This is a genomic window from Cupriavidus sp. FW306-01-F10A (genome assembly GCF_058782785.1).
This window is the reverse complement of the sequence record NZ_JBYSYA010000007.1, coordinates 170,222-188,274: the sequence shown is the minus strand read 5'-3', so window position 1 is coordinate 188,274 and position 18,053 is coordinate 170,222. Positions and strand designations below refer to the sequence as shown.

14 protein-coding genes and 1 pseudogene are annotated in these 18,053 nt (G+C 62.2%); 9 read left to right on the top strand and 6 right to left on the bottom strand.

Annotation, left to right across the window (positions count from 1 at the left end; genetic code table 11):
* Positions 1 to 33: 33 nt before the first annotated feature.
* From AC3WLF_RS13030 to AC3WLF_RS13015, 4 genes are all read right to left on the bottom strand, one after another.
* Positions 34 to 996, bottom strand: coding sequence for a LysR family transcriptional regulator (locus AC3WLF_RS13030; RefSeq protein WP_492358333.1), 963 nt, complete (start codon positions 994 to 996; stop codon positions 34 to 36).
* A 317-nt stretch (positions 997 to 1,313) separates the two neighbouring features.
* Positions 1,314 to 1,727: a YybH family protein gene (locus AC3WLF_RS13025; RefSeq protein ID WP_492318057.1), complete on the bottom strand. Its 414-nt coding sequence runs from the start codon at positions 1,725 to 1,727 to the stop codon at positions 1,314 to 1,316.
* 380 nt (positions 1,728 to 2,107) lie between these two features.
* A complete protein-coding gene (locus tag AC3WLF_RS13020) occupies positions 2,108 to 2,293 on the bottom strand; it encodes a YgaP family membrane protein (protein ID WP_492318058.1) in 186 nt (61 codons plus the stop codon).
* A gap of 68 nt (positions 2,294 to 2,361) precedes the next feature.
* A complete protein-coding gene (locus AC3WLF_RS13015; protein ID WP_492318059.1) occupies positions 2,362 to 2,607 on the bottom strand; it encodes a Crp/Fnr family transcriptional regulator in 246 nt (81 codons plus the stop codon).
* 110 nt (positions 2,608 to 2,717) lie between these two features.
* On the opposite strand from AC3WLF_RS13015, the pseudogene AC3WLF_RS13010 reads away from it, so the two are divergent.
* The 5 genes and pseudogenes from AC3WLF_RS13010 to AC3WLF_RS12990 all read left to right on the top strand — a co-directional run.
* Positions 2,718 to 3,172 (top strand): annotated as a pseudogene (locus AC3WLF_RS13010) (MerR family transcriptional regulator); the annotation flags it as partial.
* 242 nt (positions 3,173 to 3,414) lie between these two features.
* Positions 3,415 to 4,809 (top strand): hypothetical protein, encoded by a 1,395-nt coding sequence (locus AC3WLF_RS13005; RefSeq protein ID WP_492351482.1) that lies wholly within the window; start codon positions 3,415 to 3,417, stop codon positions 4,807 to 4,809.
* A gap of 283 nt (positions 4,810 to 5,092) precedes the next feature.
* Positions 5,093 to 5,677, top strand: coding sequence for a hypothetical protein (locus tag AC3WLF_RS13000; RefSeq protein WP_492318061.1), 585 nt, complete (start codon positions 5,093 to 5,095; stop codon positions 5,675 to 5,677).
* Between the two features lie 219 nt (positions 5,678 to 5,896).
* On the top strand, positions 5,897 to 8,959 hold the full coding sequence (locus AC3WLF_RS12995; RefSeq protein WP_492358332.1) for an autotransporter family protein: 3,063 nt from the start codon (positions 5,897 to 5,899) through the stop codon (positions 8,957 to 8,959).
* A 256-nt stretch (positions 8,960 to 9,215) separates the two neighbouring features.
* Positions 9,216 to 11,018 (top strand): sulfatase family protein, encoded by a 1,803-nt coding sequence (locus AC3WLF_RS12990; RefSeq protein WP_492351480.1) that lies wholly within the window; start codon positions 9,216 to 9,218, stop codon positions 11,016 to 11,018.
* A gap of 53 nt (positions 11,019 to 11,071) precedes the next feature.
* Here AC3WLF_RS12990 and AC3WLF_RS12985 read toward each other — a convergent pair whose 3' ends face one another.
* Positions 11,072 to 11,758 carry a GntR family transcriptional regulator gene (locus tag AC3WLF_RS12985; protein ID WP_037025720.1) on the bottom strand — a complete coding sequence of 229 codons (687 nt, stop codon included), beginning with the start codon at positions 11,756 to 11,758 and terminating at the stop codon, positions 11,072 to 11,074.
* A gap of 163 nt (positions 11,759 to 11,921) precedes the next feature.
* Between AC3WLF_RS12985 and AC3WLF_RS12980 the strand changes: the two genes are divergently transcribed.
* The 4 genes from AC3WLF_RS12980 to AC3WLF_RS12965 all read left to right on the top strand — a co-directional run bounded on the left by AC3WLF_RS12980 (position 11,922) and on the right by AC3WLF_RS12965 (position 16,764).
* Entirely contained in the window at positions 11,922 to 13,616 is a 1,695-nt protein-coding gene (locus AC3WLF_RS12980; protein WP_492358331.1) for a thiamine pyrophosphate-binding protein, read from the top strand.
* A 65-nt stretch (positions 13,617 to 13,681) separates the two neighbouring features.
* Complete coding sequence (locus AC3WLF_RS12975) at positions 13,682 to 14,683, top strand: tripartite tricarboxylate transporter substrate binding protein (protein WP_492351479.1); 1,002 nt, start codon at positions 13,682 to 13,684, stop codon at positions 14,681 to 14,683.
* A 93-nt stretch (positions 14,684 to 14,776) separates the two neighbouring features.
* A complete protein-coding gene (locus AC3WLF_RS12970) occupies positions 14,777 to 15,469 on the top strand; it encodes a TVP38/TMEM64 family protein (protein ID WP_492351478.1) in 693 nt (230 codons plus the stop codon).
* Positions 15,470 to 15,648: 179 nt separating this feature from the next.
* Positions 15,649 to 16,764, top strand: a complete 1,116-nt coding sequence (locus AC3WLF_RS12965; RefSeq protein ID WP_492356321.1) for a sensor histidine kinase — start codon at positions 15,649 to 15,651, stop codon at positions 16,762 to 16,764.
* Between the two features lie 48 nt (positions 16,765 to 16,812).
* Here AC3WLF_RS12965 and AC3WLF_RS12960 read toward each other — a convergent pair whose 3' ends face one another.
* The gene (locus AC3WLF_RS12960) at positions 16,813 to 17,841 is read right to left on the bottom strand and encodes an AraC family transcriptional regulator (RefSeq protein ID WP_492340469.1); all 1,029 of its coding nucleotides are present in this window, start codon (positions 17,839 to 17,841) and stop codon (positions 16,813 to 16,815) included.
* Positions 17,842 to 18,053: the final 212 nt, after the last annotated feature.

Here is an 18,053-nt window from a genome sequence, read left to right as displayed (position 1 = left end):
AGTCATACCACTACTGGTATGACCAGGTGGCCCTTATCGGGCGGGGAGTGCGCGCCTGATCTCGGCTCGCAGCCAATCGCAGGCTGCATCGCGGTGGGTGAGGTTGTGCCAGAACATGGAAACATCCGTGGCAGGCGCCTCAAAAGCAAGCTCGGCCACGACGACGTTGTCGGGCAACGCCAGCCGCCTGGCCGTCCTGGCAGGGATGGCGCAGATCATGTCGGTCTCGCTGACGATCTGCGGCGCCGCCATGAAGCTGGAAATGGTGTACACCACTTGCCGTGAGCCGCCTTGCTTGCGGATAGTTCGGTTGATCAGTTCACCCAGCAGGGTCAGACCGGTTGGCGAGACATCCAGGTGCGGCAGAGCGCAGAAGTCCTTCAGGCTGATCCGCACCTTTTCTCCGGTGTGGCGCGGCTTTCGCATTACACAAACGAACGCCTCGGAGTAAAGCAGCGAAGTGTGAATTCCGGGCGCGGAGGGGATGGCCGAGCCAATGCAGAGATCGAGTTCGCCGCTTGCCAACGCATCGACTGCGCCGCTCCGATGCAATGGACTGAATTGCGCCGTGATGGAAGGGGCGGCGGTGCGCAGCGCGGTCAGCAAGGAAGGGGCAAGCGAGAGCTGGATATGCTCATTGCAGGCCAGTGAGAAATGTCGCACGTGGGTGGCGGCATCAAAAGGCGCATTGACGCTGGCCAACTGAGCCGTCGTTTCCAGCAGTTTTTCCACGATCGGCAGCAACTCCTTGCCACGCGCAGTCAGCAGCATATGGTTTCCCTCACGCACCAGCAGGGCATCCTGGAATACGATGCGCAGACGGTCGAGGGTTCGACTCATAGCCGGCTGTGAGACTTCCATCTGGGCCGCCGCGCGCGATACGCTTCGCCCCCGTAACAGGGCTGCAAGCGCAAATAGGGTATGGAAGTCAACGTTGCCCAGCCGATCCAGAGCAGATGGCGGGATAGATTTTCCTGATTTGATTTCTGGCTCCACGTCATCATTAAGATGGCCACATGATAGTGCCTGGTCGGAAAAGAGCTACGCGGATTCGGGTGAAGGAACGAAAATCCGCAGTGTCGCGACTGCCATAGGGTATCGAACATTTTGCAGTCCGGTGTACGTTCGCTTCGTCCGAAGACCTGCTGATCACGATAAGGGGGCGATGTCGGTTGTACTTCGGAAGCGGCCATTCGTCTTCCGGTACTCGCAACGGCGGAGATGGGTCGGGAAGCGACGCCCGGCTCGCGGCAAACAGAGGTCACTTTCCAGCCAGCAGCAGTCGATCAAACGCCAGCCGGCCGGCCCTCGACTCAGTTCACCGACGGCAATTCCGCATCAAGCAAATCGGTCCCGTATGAATTGTCAATCGCGCAGAGCCAATTGTCCTCTGGCCCCTTCCGGAAAACGTACGTCGCACGTCTGGTCGTTGCGACGGCAGCACCCGCTGCATCGAGTGAGTTGAGTACGGTCTCCATAATCACAAGAGCCGTATCACCATTCTCCAGCACGACCGTCTCGCCCTGACTGACAGTCATGCTGTGATTGAAGTGCTCGGCGATCGCGACGAATGCACGGCGAATCTGCTCCTTGCCCCTTGCAATCATGCCCGGCTTGACAACGAGCATCGCGTCGTCGGCATAGATTGCCATTAGCGTATCAAAATCCTCTGCCGTGATCGCAGCGTCGGCGGCCTTGATGATCTGGGTGAGTTCGTGCGCTGACATCAATGGGTTCCTCCTGAATGAGAGCCACTGAAGCGGGCAACAAAAAACCCGCCACCGGGGCGGGTTTTGCACTCTGGCCAGTCGCGCGCTACCCACCGAAAAACCGGATGGCGCGAATAATCAGCAATGCGGGAGCGTATGCGCGGGACATGCTACGTATTCTGCCACGGATTCCGATTGACATGCTGCCTCGATCCAGGATTGTCCCTTCCGGATAGTGATGGTCCCCTGCAAGTGCAGTGACTGGTGCACCCGTCTGGTCGACGGTAGCGTTGCAAGCGTAGGCGGTGCGCAAGGTGGCATCACAATCGGGGAACCCGTTGGCTGGCATTCCTCCCCGACGTACCGCTCACCAGGCATGACCAGCGTTGGTCGACCCCCTACTTGCTGCGCCTCCCAAAGATTGTGTAGACCGGGCAAAAGCCGACGAGGCCAGTGATGAGAGGGACCAGCCCGATCCAGCCCCAAGGCACCTTTGGCCCAAAGAAGACCAGCATCAACAACGCTATGCCAGCGACAATCCGAATTGTCCGATCCACTCCACTCAGGTTTTTGCAGAACGACATCTTTTGCTCCTGTATCTATGCAAACACATAGATCGTGGGCCAGATCGCCCTGCATGTCTGTGACTTGGTCACAATCGGCGCGCCAGTTGTTCCAGTACGTGGCGATTCCGCACGCGGATTCTGCCCCGCTGCATTTCCAGCCATCCCCGTCGCTCGAACTCCTTGAGGTGGCGACTGATGACTTCTCGTGCCGATCCCAACTCGGTAGCTATCATCTGGTGGGTCGCATTCAGTTCCCCATCCCCAGCTTGCAGGAGGTAGCTGGCCAGACGGACGTCTACACGTTCAAAGGTCACCTCCTCGAACAGAAGCATCAGGCTGGCCAGCCGTGTGCCGAAGGACCCGAATACAAATCGGCGCGAGCCCAGCGTCTTGTTCTTCCAGGTGACCAGAGCCCGACTTTAAGCTTAAAGTCGACTTTAAGATCAAGCCCCCGGAGAATGCGGAACTGGCTCGATTGAGTGGCGTTTCCGCCTCACGCATCCGGTTTTATGAGGCGAGCGGCCTGCTCGAGCCGGCGCGCAGCGGCAAGCCAACGACTATCGCGAATACGCGCCGGAAACGTTGACCAGGCTGGAGAACCTCATGTGTGCGCAAGGCTCGGGCTTCTCTCTGGAAGAGATTCGAGCCATCCTGCCTCCGGACCTGGAGAAGTGGCCGCATGACCAATTGCTCCAGGCCCTGCGGCGCAAGGTCGATGAGATCGAGCTGCTGGAGCAGCGTCTGGCGCAGAGCAAGCACCGCCTCGTCGCACTGATCGACGAGATCAACGGCAACAGGGAGGGTGAAGATTGCGAGGACAAGGCCAGGCGGGCCCTAAAGCAATTGAATCAGGATGGCAACAGCGCCCCGGCTGTCTCCCTGGCCGTAGGACGAGGACGTCAAGTAAAGGAATTCCTCTGTAACGAGCCGTCAGGTTCGCCTATGCTGTCCAATGCGGCAGATGCAAAATCCGCACAGGTCCGACGGATCTGAAAACAAGAAGGGGGAAGTCCCCGGAACGGAAAGCGCCATCAGGATTGCGCTTTCCGTGCGCTTGCCTGGCCGAGTCACGGGGTGGTGAACCATCGCACACGAGGCATATTGCCAGCTCGTGGGCGAGATTCTCCGTTGACGACAACATGACAGACGCCTTCCTGTTCAGTAAGCCGTTCACGTTTCTCGCCTGCGCCGGCATGTCGGAAGTCAGGGAAGGGGTTGATGTACTGGAAGCCCTCCCCGGCCACTTGTTCTGGCTCGAGAACGAGGACTACATCCGCCGGGTCTTCGTGCCCGATTTCCTGGAACAGAGCCGCGCCGCCCTTGAGGCGGTGATGTCGGACGGGCCAGCGCTGATCGATGCGATGGCCGACGAGATCCGGCGCAGCCCCCGCCTGCTGCCGGATCTGCAGCGCCTCTCTCCGGAGGTGGCCGCTGCCGCCCACTCATACTGCTATTGGCGCTACAGCGCAGACGTGGTCGGGCGCGCGCAGGGGATTCCGCGCAGCGCCATCGAGCGCCAGTTCGACCGGGCCGCGCGGCCTCGGGACGGCGCACACAAGCTGCAATGGATCTGCCCGTGCTGCGACGGACTGGCGCACTATCAGGTCGACGGGCTGCTGGCCTCGCAGCGGCCGGCACGGCAAGGCGGCTTTTCACTCGAATGCACACACTGCGGACACCAGGAACGGCTGTACGCCGGTTTCCTGCATGCGGGCCGCCTGGAATGCCGCTGCGCAAATTGCACGGGTTTTATCAGGACGCTGGCCGGCCAGCTGGCCAGGCCCGCGCGCAGGCTGTGCGCGGCGCTGGAGGACTATGCATGGATGCATGCCGTGGATACCGCGGCAGAAATCCGCGAACTCTGGGAAACGTCATTGCAGATGCTGGCAAGCGGTGCCAGGCCGTCCGACAACGCGATGGCATTCGCCCTGGCCATCCAGTCAGGCGAGGCGCGCACCATCCCGGAGATCCTCAGCCAGATCGACCCGACCCTCGAAGGCCGGTTCGACAAGAATCCAAGGGCCTGGGTACTGCTGTGCGAGCTGCTGCGCGAAGGCGTGCTGGACGCCGACTGCGCAATCTATGACCAGGACGGCCGCCAGCACGTGGCGCTTGAGCTTGCCCTGCTCGAAGACGACCAGGCGGCCGACAGCGCCACTGCGCAGGACAGCCTGGCTACCTTGCTGAAGGGCTACCAGCCACCGGAGCGCGATGCCTTCATCAACTGGCTGAAGGCGCTGAAGCGCTTGCGGCTTTGCACCGCCAGGTTCAATGCCGCCGTGGACGTTGCCTGGAAGCCGAACCTGGAGCATTGCCGCATCCTGACCGCGCGATGGTCTGACGGCCAGGCAGCGCCCGCCGTGCAAGCCAGCGCCGCGTGGCTGCCCCCCGCGCCGCGCCCGCGCCGCCCGGAACGGCCGGTGTATCTGGACGCAGAGCTGGAGGCGGTGCAGTTGCTGAAGGCGCTGGGCTATATCGTCCTGAGCCCCGAGGAGATTCGCTCGCAACGAGATCCCATCGAGGATATGTCGTGAACCGGCAAACCCAGTCAAGCAGCGCACTTGACGGATGCGCCACGACATTATTGAGTTTTCCCTGATTCGCGGCAGCAAAAAAACAACCACATTCAATGTAACGTCCTGCCGTGCGCGACAGGTGGGGTGTGGCGGGTCGAAACTTCTAACTGCGGCTTATCACAATACTAAATACGCTTCGCTCCTGCTTTCTGTTTTAATGGTTCACAGTCGAAGATTTTGGCGGTGCACTGTTTAATAACACCGCGGACATCGATTAACCCAACCGGCAAGTACCATCGACATGCTGCTCGAGCCATTACATGGAAGCATTGGCACCTTGTGCATGGCATTGCTGCTAGTCAGTCCTTTGCTTGCTGCCGAGCAGGCTGACAAAAATCAGATCCCACCCCGGGGCGCATACACGGCAATTCAGTGCAGCGAAGCCTCTCAGTGCCCGCTGTTCGACGAGGTCTACGCGACAACTCCAGCGTTTCGCCACGCGCTTTCCCTGAGCCTGCGCCATGGCAATGAAGTAGTCCCTGACTGGGTCAAAGATAAGCTCCCTAACGGACAGACGCATGGTGACGTGCCACCACCGACGACAGCTTCAGCAATGCTACCGCTGCGGATCGATGATCGCCCATATATACTGGGGCGGATGACCGACCCGGAGAACTCTGGGCACCTGATCGTCGCGCTGTACGACACTCAGCGTGGATTCGCGACTGTTCACTACGTCAACAAAGACGGGAATGCTGCATTACTCGGCGACACCGCCGAGATCTTGCGCAAAGTGATACACGATTATCTCAACGCGGAATCTGCGTTCGCCAAGTCGCTGGCGCGCCCGGATGTGGCTCTGCCCATTCCAGTCACGAGCCAATGAGCTGGGTCTACATCCATCCCTTCATTCCCCTGCTCTGGCACCCCGCAATCGCCATCGAGGACTCCTATGCAGCGTAGCCGGAGCCCACGCGCGGCACGCAGCCTTTTCGTGTGTGTGCTTACAGCCTTGAGTGAAGCGACAACGTGGGCACAAACCGTTGGCCCGGGTACGATCACCGCAACTGTAAGCAACAATGGATCCACTGGCGACCAGACCATCGTGGGGAACACGCAGGTGACGATATCTGGCGCTGGTTCTGGCACCCTCGTGACAGCCGGGACACTGACCTTAGACCCGAACGCAGCGGGCTTTCCGGCGGGGCCGATCGAGATCCAGACAACTAGCGACCATGGATTATTCGTCAATTCGACCACGACTCCTGCTGCGGTCCTGGCACTGCCAGGGGTAACCGTTTCAACATCGACGTTCGGTACGGCCGTCGTCGCCCTTGGGGGCGCTGCAAGCGTCACGGCAAGCGGGCTAACTATCAATAATTCCGGAACCGGAACGGGTGGGGGCTACGGTGCCGTCGCCCAGGACGGAGGGCGGGTTTCGCTGACCGATACCGCGATCACGACCTCGCGGCTGGGCGCAATCCTGCTTGGCACCGCCGGCACGGGCAGCACGTTGAGCATGCAGGGGAACAACACCATCATAAGCAACGGCGCACAAAGCGTTGGTGTCTATGCGAAGAACGGCGGAACGTTTTCGCTTCCTGCCGGAACCACGTTGACGCTCAATGGACAGGGAAATACGGGGATAGTCCTTGAGGCGGCACCGCAAGCTGACGCGGCCATTGGCGACGGACTGACGATTCACCTCACCGGAACGGGCCAGTCCTATATCAACGGCAGCGTTGGCGTGGCGGCATTTGGCGGATCGACGGCGACGTTCCGTGGTCTTGTCGTGGACGGCGCGAACGCGGGGACAGGGGTCGTTGCCTTCTCCGGCGATCCCCGTGCTGGGGGAGCTGGCAACGCTGGCACCAGTTCGCGGGTAGACCTTTCGAACGCAACGATCACGATCAACCGCGCCGGCACCTCCACCTTCGCGGTGACGTCGTCAGCGGCTTCGCAACTCGTGAATGCTGCGGGCATTACCACGCCTGCCCTGAACACGGTGAACACCAGCGCCCCTGCGGGGCTGAGGGCGACGCCAGGATCCCAGTCGTCCCTTCTCTCCACGAGCAGGATCGATGCGATCAACACGACAATCAACATGAACGCCGCGAATGGCTTCGGCGTCTATGCCGGCGCGCGCGCAATCTCTGGCCTCAACACAATCAACCTCACCAACAGCATGGTGAACGGCACAGGTGCGGCCAGCTACGGACTAGCGGCTGATCAGAACGGTGCGGTAAACGCAACAGGGTCCACCGTAAACGTGTCTGGGGGTGGGGGCGGGCTCTATCTGATCACCGGCGCAAACGTGACCGGCGGTGTCGGGCCTGCCATCGCACTGACCAACAGTAACGTTACGACGAGCGGCTCCGCGACAATCGGCATTTTTTCCCAGAACTTTTCGAACACCTTGACCAACAGCGTTATGGTGACCGGTGGAAGCGTGAAGGCTCCGGATGCGGTAGGCATCTACGCGTCCGGAGGACCCACGAGCATCGTGGCTGATAACACGACGATCAGTGGCGGCAGCTTGCTTACGGCAATTGGCAGTGCACTCGCACCACAGGCGACTGTCGCTGACGTGGTCGCTCGCAATCAGAGTGTGCTGACCGGCGACGCGTTCGCCGACGCCACGGCAACGGCGAATATCACACTGCAAACAGCCTCACATTGGAATGGCGCAGCGCTCAACGTTACCAACGTGAACGTGGATCCGACCAGTACATGGTCCGTGACGGGTAACTCGACGGTGACCCGGCAAGTCTCCAATGCAGGGACGGTTGCGTTCACCGCGCCGGCGGCGGGCGCCTTCAAGACCCTGACCACCCAGAACTACGCCGGCAATGGCGGCGTGCTCGGTATCAATACCTTCCTTGGAACGGACGGCTCTGCGTCGGACAAGCTAATCATCAACGGCGGCACGGCCTCCGGCACGTCCGGGATTCGCGTGACCAACGCTGGTGGCCCAGGTGCGTTGACGACGCAGAACGGGATTTTGGTGGTGGATGTCTTGAACGGTGGCACAACCGGGACTTCTTCCTTCACGCAAAGCGGCCGCGCTGTTGCAGGCGTCTACGAGTACCGGCTCTTCCGAGGCGGCGCCGACGGCACGAACCCGAATGCCTGGTATCTGCGCAGTGAGCAGCAACCGGAGCCGCCTCCCCCGCCCGTGCCGCCGAACCCTGATATCGTTGTCCCGTTATTCCGCCCTGAGATCGGCGCATATCTGGCTAACCAGCGCCTCGCCGCCGGTTTCCTCGTCCACAGCCTGCATGATCGCCTGGGCGAGCCGCAGTGGGCCGAACAGCAGACATTCGAGAACGACGACGCAAAGCGTGGTTCGGGGTGGGTGCGCCTGGTCGGCAAGGATATTGGCTCGCGCACAAGCAATGGCACCTTCGACGTCCAAAGCACGGCGTGGATGCTCCAGCTCGGCGGCGACGTTGCGCAGTGGTCGGTCTTCCGCGGCGACGACCGCGCGCACCTCGGTGGCATGATCGGCTACAACTGGGGCTCGAGCACCGGACGCGCCAAGGGCAACCCTTTCGCGGCCGACAGCGATGTGCAGGGCGTGAACGTCGGAATCTACGGCACCTGGTTTCAGAATGATAAGTCGCGACTCGGCTGGTACACGGACCTGTGGGCCCAGTTTGGCTGGTTCAGCAATCACGTGAACGGCGAGCTGCTGCCATCCGCCAGTTACAACTCCAGGATGTTAGCCCTTTCCGCGGAGACCGGATACGCATGGCTGCCGGGCTTTACGCATGATTGGGTGATTGAGCCGCAGGCGCAGGTCATCTACGTTCGCTCATATCAGGGGACATTCTCCGAGCCCAACGGGACGCAAGTGGGCGGTGCCGATTCGGACGGCGTCATTACGCGGCTGGGTGTGCGCATGCACCGTACGTGGATCGACGGTAAGGGTCACCGTTATCAGCCGTACATCACGTTGAACTGGTGGCACGATTCGGTTGACAACAACATCGCGCTAAACGGCATCACCATGAGCGACCTCTACCCGAGCAATCGGTATGAGGTCAAGCTAGGCCTGGACGTGCAAGGTCGCAAGGGCTGGACGGGGTGGAGCAACCTCGGCTGGCAATGGGGCTCGCAGTCCTATCACGCCTTTATCGGCCGACTGGGCGTCAAATATAGTTGGTAACCAATCCCGGATGCCACGCTCGGGCATATTGCATCTGCCGGAAGCGCAGCCGCGCATCCTCGAAATTCTCCGCCTTTCGGCCGACCCGCGAAACTGCGAATGTGTGTGGTTGCCAACCATCGCCTCCTGCCGGCGCCGCGCCCTGCCTTGGCGGCAGAAAATGTGCTTGCTAGACTGTCTTACGCATGCCTGGGCGGGCCTGCGGCAGCACAGCGTCCACCCGCCATGGGCCGCGCGAACAGGCAGGGAGAAGCCAATGAGCAACGACAACAAGCCTGGCGGCACATTGACGCGGCGCGATTTCCTCCTGACTACCGGGGTTGGGGCCATCGCCCTGGGTCTTGGCGCAGGCGCGGATGCCAAGGATGCGCCAGCGGGGGCAAGCGACGCGGCCCAGGCCGCTGGGAGCCTGCCTTCGGGACCGTACAACATCCTGTTTATCCTCGTTGACCAGGAGCGCTACTTCCGACCTGGCGAGTTGCCCAAGGGCTATGGCCTGCCTGCACATGATCGCTTGATGAAGCGCGGTACGACCTTTGTCAATCACCGCATAAATTCATGTGTTTGCACCCCGTCCCGCTCAGTTCTTTACACGGGCCAGCACATCCAGCACACCCGGATGTTCGACAACACGAACTTCCCGTGGATTAGCAGCATGTCAACGGAGATACGGACGCTCGGTGACATGCTTCGTGACGCCGGCTATTACACGGCGTACAAGGGCAAGTGGCACCTCACCAAGGAATTCGAGACCGTCAACAAGCTTGGCACGCCAACCAAGATCTTCACTCAGGAAATGGAAGCCTATGGCTTTTCCGACTACATCGGAATCGGCGACATTATTGCCCACACCAGCGGTGGGTACCTGCACGACGGGGTGATTGCTGCAATGGGTGTGAGCTGGCTGCGCGGAAAAGGGCGTGAGCTGGCGGCGCAGGGAAGGCCATGGTTCCTGGCCGTCAACCTCGTCAACCCGCACGACGTGATGTTCTACGACACCGACGCGCCCGGCACCGAGGTTCAGGCAATGCGCGGCCTCGCACATGTCGCGCGCGACCCGGCCGACCCGCTATACGGCAAGCAGTGGCAATTCACGCTGCCGGCAAGCCGGAAACAGGCACTTGACGCGCCTGGGCGCCCTGCGGCACACCGCGATTTCCTGCGCTCGCATGACGCCCTGGTCGGAGCCATTCCAAATGAAGATGCGCGCTGGCGCCGCCGGCACAACTATTACCTGAACTGCATGCGGGATGTCGACCGGAATATCGCTGCCCTGTTGGCCGAGCTTGAAGCTGCAGGGCTCTCCGACAAGACCATCGTAATCCTGACATCGGATCACGGTGACATGGACGGTGCCCACCAGCTCCATGCAAAAGGCGCCGTCTCCTATCGGGAGCAGAACAACGTGCCGTTGGTCATTGCCCATCCCGCCTATCAAGGTGGAAAGCAGTGTCGCGCCGTCACCTCGCATCTGGACATCGCGCCCACCTTGGTTGCATTGACTGGCGTCGCGACTGACAAGCGCGCAGCCATCGTCAAGGGATTACCGGGAAAGGATTTTTCCCGCTTGCTTGCAAAGCCTGACGCAGCCGAAGCGAACGCCATTCGCGATGGCGCGCTGTTCTGCTACAACATGCTGGCCTACCTGGATGGCGATTATCTTTTCAAGGCTGTTGCCCATCTGCAGGGCGGTGGCAAGCCCGACCAGCTCAAGCAGGCCGGTATCCGCCCGGACCTGATGAAGCGCGGCGCGGTGCGTGCGGTCTACGATGGACGCTATAGCTTTGCACGGTACTTTTCTCCCAGGCAGCATAACAAGCCGAAGACCCTGGAGGAGCTCTACCGGTTCAACGACGTGGAGCTGTACGATCTGCAGGCCGATCCCTTCGAGATGAACAACCTGGCGGCAGGCGAAAAGCAACGGGAACTACTGGTCGCCATGAACGAAAAGCTGAATCAGCTGACTGATGCCGAGGTTGGCGAGGACCGCGGCCAGATGCTGCCCGGTGGCATAGACGCAGGATGGGAAGTCAGTGCGGAAACGATGGCGGGAGCCTGACCGCACCGGCCCAGACAGCTTAGGCTGCCCGATGGGGCGGCATTGGCTGGCCGCTAGCGCTGTTCCGCCAGGTAGATCCTGGTGAGGCCTTTCGCAATGGCCTCGACAATCTGCTCGCGCCGCAAGGCAATATGCGAAGTCAGGCATTTTTCTCCCTTCTCCCAGTCGTGCGCCTGCAAGGCGTGAACGATTTCAGCGTGTTCGCTCTGGGTGGAATCGCGCCCGATATTCTCCATGTCGATCCAGCGGATAAACCGGATGCGTTCGTTCAGGCTGACCAGCATCCGCTTGAGTTCGGCGTTGCCCGCCATGGCGGCAATGCGCAGGTGAAAGCCTTCGTCCAGTTCCACCAGTTGCGGGATCGGGGTATTTGCGGGCACCGACTTGCTGTGCTCGAGGTATCGCGCAAGCTCCTCGATGCTCTCAGCCGAGGCCCGCTCGAACGCCAGGCGCAGGCAATCGCGCTCGATCGTTACGCGTGCTTCGTATAGGTCCAGCATTTCCTGGATATCGAGCGGCCGGCGCACATAGCCGCGGCTGGACTCCACCAGGAAGCCCTCGGTGGCAAGGCGGGTCAGCGCTTCGCGCACTGGCGTCCTGCTCACGCCGAGGCGTTCCGCCAGCTCGATCTCATTGAGTCGTTCGCCGGGCTTGAGCTCGTAGGAAATCGCCATCTCGCGCAATCGACTGATGACATCGGATCCCCGTTTGCGCCTGACAGCGGAAATCAGCGGCTTCATGCCGTTGGTTGCTTGCATAGATATTCCTCGTTGGCCGCGATCATACCCGACGCTGCCGAGCCGCCAGGTGACGCATCCATGCCTTCAAGTTTAAGTATACTTAATTGTATCCTGCAGTGTATTCTTATCTCGCTTGCCCGACACTGACTTGGAGACTCCTGGAATGACGAAGATGAACGGCGCTGAAGCCATGGTCCGAATGCTTCAACTGAATGGTGTAAAGCACGTCTTCGGGCTGTGCGGCGATACCAGCCTGCCCTTCTATGACGCCATGGCCCGCCTCGACCATGGCATTGACCACATCCTGACGCGCGATGAGCGCAGCGCCGGCTACATGGCTGACGCCTATGCCCGCGTAACCGGCAAGGTTGGCGTATGCGAGGGGCCCAGTGGCGGCGGAGCCACCTACTTGCTGCCGGGTCTGGTCGAGGCCAATGAATCTTCAGTGGCTGTGCTTGGGATTACCTCGGACGTGTCGGTCGGCTCGCGCGGCAAGTACCCCCTGACCGAACTCGACCAGGAAGCGCTGTACCGCCCCCTCACCAAGTGGAACACCACGATCGACCGTGCCGACCAGATCCCGGGCGCGGTGCGCGGCGCCTTCCGCGCCATGACCACCGGCAAGCCCGGATCCGCGCACCTGTGTTTGCCATACGACGTGCAGAAGCATGAGGTGGATGTTGCCGACGTATGGGCGCAGCCTGGCCACGACCGCTTCCCTGCCATGCGCTATGCGCCGGACCCGGCCGAGATCGAACGGGCAGCGCAGCGGCTGGTCGCAGCGCGCCTGCCGGTCATCATCTGCGGTGGTGGCGTGGTCATCTCTGGCGCCTGCGCAGAACTGGAAGCGCTGGCCGGCATGCTGAATGCCCCGGTCTGCACCACCGTCAGCGGGCAAGGCAGCCTGGCCGACACCCATCCGCTGAATGCCGGCGTGGTCGGTGCCAATGGCGGCATCATGGCCACGCGCGAGATTGTCGCCAAGGCCGACGCCGTGCTGTTCATCGGTTGCCGCGCCGGCTCGACCACCACCGAGCATTGGCGCTTCCCGTCGCGGGACATCGCAATCCTGCATCTCGATGCGGATCCGATGGTGATTGCCGCGAACTACCGCACTGACGTCGCCATGGTTGGCGATGCCCTGCTCGCCCTGAAGGCGCTCAACACCGCCGTGAGCGACCGCCTGGCCCACCGCCCGTCCGACGCTGCCGACGGCGCCGCGCTGGCCGGTGCCGCGCGTGCCGCCAAGCTTGCCGCCTTCGCACCGCTGGCGGCCTCGCTCGATGTGCCGATCAAGCCGGAGCGCGTGGTGGATGCGCTCAACCGGCTGCTGCCGGATGACGCCATCGTGGTGGCCGACCCCGGCACGCCCTGCCCGTATTTCTCCGCGTATTACAACGCCAGCAAGCCTGGGCGCCATTTCATCACCAACCGGGCCCACGGCGCCCTTGGCTTCTCGATGTCGGCCGGGATCGGCGCGGCCGTTGGGCGCCCGCGTGCGACCGTGGTATCGGTCATGGGCGACGGCAGCTTCGGCTTTACCTGCGGCGAGATGGAAACACTGACGCGACGCAGGATTCCGCTGAAGATGATCGTGTTCTCGAACGCTGTATATGGATGGATCAAGGCAAGCCAGAAGGCCGGCTACGAGCAACGCTACTTCTCGGTCGATTTCAGCCGCACCGACCACGCGCGCGTTGCCGAGGCGTTCGGCATCAAGGCCTGGCGCGTGGAAGACCCGGGACAGCTCGATGCCGCGATCCGCGCGGCGCTGGAGCATGATGGCCCGGCGCTGGTCGACGTGATTTCACAGGAACTGCAGGACACCGCCGCACCCGTGAGCCAGTGGATGGGCTGACATCCAGGCCATGTCCAGAACGCTTATCTGATCCGAACCAAAGCTCAACGATGGGAGAGGTATCTATGTCTAGCCGACTTGCGGCACCAGGCCGCCAGAAAGCGCTTGGTGCCGGCGTGGTGGCCCTTGCCTGCCTGCTGCTGCCGCTGACAACGGCAGCAGCAGGGCCTGACAATGCCACGCCACTGAAGCTGGTGGTCACCTTCCCGCCCGGCGGCAGCACCGACATTGCCGCACGCATCATCCAGCCGAAACTGGCGGAGGCGGCCGGGCGGCCCGTGGTCATCGAAAACCGGCCCGGCGCTGCCAGCCAGGTCGCCACCCAGTACGTGGCTCGCTCCGCGCCGGATGGCAATACCCTGCTGGTCGCCTTCGATACGCATGCGATCAACCCCGTGGCGAAGTCCAGGCTCCCCTATGACACGTTCAAGGACTTCACTGGCGTCACGTTTGCCGTGCGCTTCCCGCTCGTGATCGGCGCATCGCCCACCGTTCCTGGCAAGGACCTGCGCAGCTTCCTCGACGCTGCGCGGCGTGAGCCGTCCAAATACAGCTACGCCTCCACCGGGCTTGGCTCGATGAACCATCTCGTGGCCGAGGACCTGAAGCGGCAGGCTCGGGTCGAGTTGATGCACGTGCCCTACGCCGGCGGCGGTCCCGCGGTCCAGGCAGTGCTGGGCAATGTGTCCAGTATCACGCTGCTGAGCTATGCGGCCCTGAAGGGCCAGATCTCTGCCAACAAGATCAAGCCGCTGGCCGTGACGGGCGCGCGCCGCCTGCCCGACCTGCCCGATGTTCCAACCGTCATCGAGTCCGGGTTCCCGGACTTCGAGGCCTACTCGTGGATCGGCATCTTCGCACCGGCAGGCACTCCACCTGCGGTCGTCAGGAAACTGACGGAAGATTTCCAGACCGCATTGTCGGACCCGGAAACCAAACGAAAGCTGACCGCGGCCGGCTTCGAGGTCATGGCCACCGATGGTCCCACCGTAGACCGCTATGCGCGCGAGCAATACGAGCGCTGGCACAGCTTCGTCAAGAAGACCGGGCTGAAGCTGGAAGACTGAGGCGGGGCCGAACGCATCGTATCGGGGATGCCGCGGACCGGGCCTTGGGGAATCGCCTCGAAACTTTGGCCCGGCCCGCGGTTCTAATTTCGTATGGTGAGCAAATTGTCTGCCAATCGGCGCCCCGTCTGGTTCTGGCTTGCAGTCGGCGCCGCGGCGGTGCTGATTGGCCTGGTCGTCCTGTCGCCTCCGTTCAAGGCCTTCGTCGACCAGGCCATCGATTGGGCGCGGGCGACGATGGAACAGCACCCAGCGGCAGGCGCGCTGGTCTTCTTCCTGTTCTCGGCCGTGTCTGCCATGCTCGCCTTCGCCTCGAGCGTGGTCCTGGTGCCGCCGGCCACCGAGGTGTGGGGCAAGCCGCTCACCATTGTTCTGCTCTGGGGCGGCTGGCTGCTGGGCGCTGTGGCCGCCTTCGGCATCGGCCGCCTGGCCTATCCATTGCTCGCCCGCAGTGGTTACGAGGACAAGCTGGCGAAATACCAGGACTACGTGTCGCAGCGCATGAAGTTCTGGGCGGTGCTGCTGTTCTGTATCGCGGTTCCGTCGGAAATTCCCGGTTATCTGTTCGGCTCCATGCATTACCCCTTCCGCAAATTCCTGGCCGCGATGGCCATCGCCGAAGCGGGCTATGCGTTGGGTATCGTCGTGGCCGGGGAAAGCCTGGCAATCGATCGGCCCTTACCGTTTCTCATCGCCGTCGGCATCCTGGCGGTCGTCGCGGTGCTTGCGGGCCTGGTGCTGCGTGCGGTCAGGAAGCATAGGTCAGGCGGCCTGCAACGGCGCTGAACGGGGCTGCCAGGGGCCTGCGGGAGACCACTTTCGCCCCATGGCCGGTCAACCGGCGTTTGTGCCGGATCGGTCATTCAAGGCCGTATCCAACGCTACTGGAACCGCCGACAACTATCCTAAGATAAATTCCCAAGAGTGCATTTCCGGGGGCTCGCTCGGTTGCTTCAGGAGGAGACATGCGGCTAGCTGACTTCATCATGCGGGACACTGCGCGCATTGTGGCGGCATGGGAGGAATTTGCGACCACCCTGCTGCCGGCCGCAAGAGGCATGGACTCCTTCGCGCTGCGTGACCACGCACCGCAGATCCTGCAAGCCGTAGCGAAGGATTTGTTGACCCCGCAAACGAGGGAAGCTCAACGCGAAAAATCAATGGGGCAGGCCCCCAGGCTACTCGGTGCGCCGGAAACCGCTGCACAAACACACGCCCTCATGCGCGCGCGCGGTGGCTTCAACATCAATCAACTGGTCGCTGAGTACCGGGCGCTGCGCGCCAGCGTGCTGCGCTTGTGGATTGACGAATGTCAGTCGGCCGCCCCGGATCTGGACGAAGTAATGCGGTTCAACGAGGCTATCGACCAGGCAGTCGCGGAGTCCGTGGATTTTTTCCATTCGGAGGTAGAGCAGGCTCGCGACCTGTTGCTCGGCATGGTTGGGCACGATATGCGCAGCCCACTGCAGTCCATCCAGACGACCGCCTCATATCTGGCGGCGCTGAACGCGGGGGAGAAGGTATCGGAAGCTGCAGCCCGGCTGATTCGAAGCGGTTCCCGCATGAATTCTCTTCTGAATGATCTGTGCGATTTCAACCGAACGAAACTCGGCTTGGGTATCAACATCACGCCTGACGACGTCGATCTGGCTGACTTGGTTGCCGATACCGTGGACCAGTTGCGTACAGCTCATCCGGCCCGCCGCATCGATCTTGAGGTGAAGGACAACGTGCAGGGTATTTGGGACGGTCCGCGCCTGCAGCAACTGCTTTCTAATCTGGTGCTCAATGCGATAAGGTACGGCGCGCCGGACGAGCCGGTCCGCGTTGTAGTCACCGGCCATGACGCGGAAGTCCGTCTCGAGGTCAGGAACAGTGGTCCCGCCATTGACCCGCTGTCGCTGCAGCGCCTTTTTGACCCGCTGAGGAGAGGCCCGGATCAGGAGCAAAAAAACGCGGACGGCCTCGGACTCGGGCTGTATATAGTGAGCGAGATTACCAAGGCCCATCAGGGATCGATCGAGGCGCGCTCCGACCAGACAGGGACCACGTTTGACGTGCGTCTGCCGCGTCGCAGGTAACGGGCGCGCGCAGCCTGTTCTCTATCGCCGACAGCTGGAATTACCGCTTCACCAACTCCCGTTCACCACCTCACCCCTGCTTTCCCGCCTGAAGCGCGTCGGCGCATGCCCGGTCCAGCGCTGGAACGCCCGGCGAAACGCTTCCTCGCTGGCAAAGCCAAGCTGCTCCGCGATTCTTCCTACCGGCCAGTTGGTCGTGCACAGGCATTGTTCGGCGTATTCCTGCAGGCTGTGTTCGCGCAGCGCCCGGTAGCTGCTGCCGTCGGCAGCGAGACGGCGGCGCAGGGTCGGTTCGCTCACATCAAAGCGCATGGCCAGCTCAGCCAGCGTCGGCAGCCGCGCGCCATGCACCAGCGCTGCATGCAGGATGCCGTGCACCTGCTGGCTCAGTGATACGACCTCGACCGGCGCACCGATCAGCCGGTAAGGAAAGTCTTCCAGGAAGGCATCGAGCTCCGCGGCCTGGCGCACGACCGGGCGGTCGAGCAAGGCCTCATCGAATTCGAATCCGTAGGTCTGGGTCCCGGACGTCACCGCGGCATGAAACAAGCCCAGGAAAGGCATGGCGTCCTCGCGCCGGGGATGCGCCAGGTAGACGTGGGTCGGGCGTAGCGGCTGGCCGACCAGCCAGCCGAACAGCAGCATATAGAAGAAGAGCCCGGTCAGATCCACCAGGCAAGCCGCGGAGGAGTTCGCACGCCGCAGCGAATCCATGCGGAACACCGCCTGGCCTGCGCTTTGCCCGAGGCTGAGCGCACCGGCGCGCGGATACAGCATCGCGCAGAAGTCGGCCGCGCAGCGGATCGCCTCCCTCAGCGTCTGGCTGCTCAAGACGCAACGGCACAGCAAGTCCACTTCCTGCTTGCGCATCGGGGGGTGGCCGTTGCCTTTGGCGACCAGGGCTTCCAGCCGCTCGATCGCGGCGCGATAGAGCGCGGTGAACCTGGCGGGCGGCGCATGCCCGGATGCGCCGGCGGCAGGTGGAACCTCGACGCCCTGCCGCTTCAGTTCGTCCAGCAGGCGCTGCACCATGCCGTGCGGAACAGGTACGGGATTCCCCGGTATGTGGGCATTCATGGTCGCTGGTCGTGATTGCTTCGGTAGCGATGGTTGATCGTTCGGGTGGGGATCCGGTGCGGCCTGGCCTCCCATAATCATCCCGGCACTTCCACCCGCGCGGCAGCTTGCGCACGGCCTGGGCGATGGAGGTTGCCATGCCACAAACACCATGGCTATACGGGACAACCCATGACCGCGCTTCCCTCCCGCAAACCCCCGGCTCCGGCATC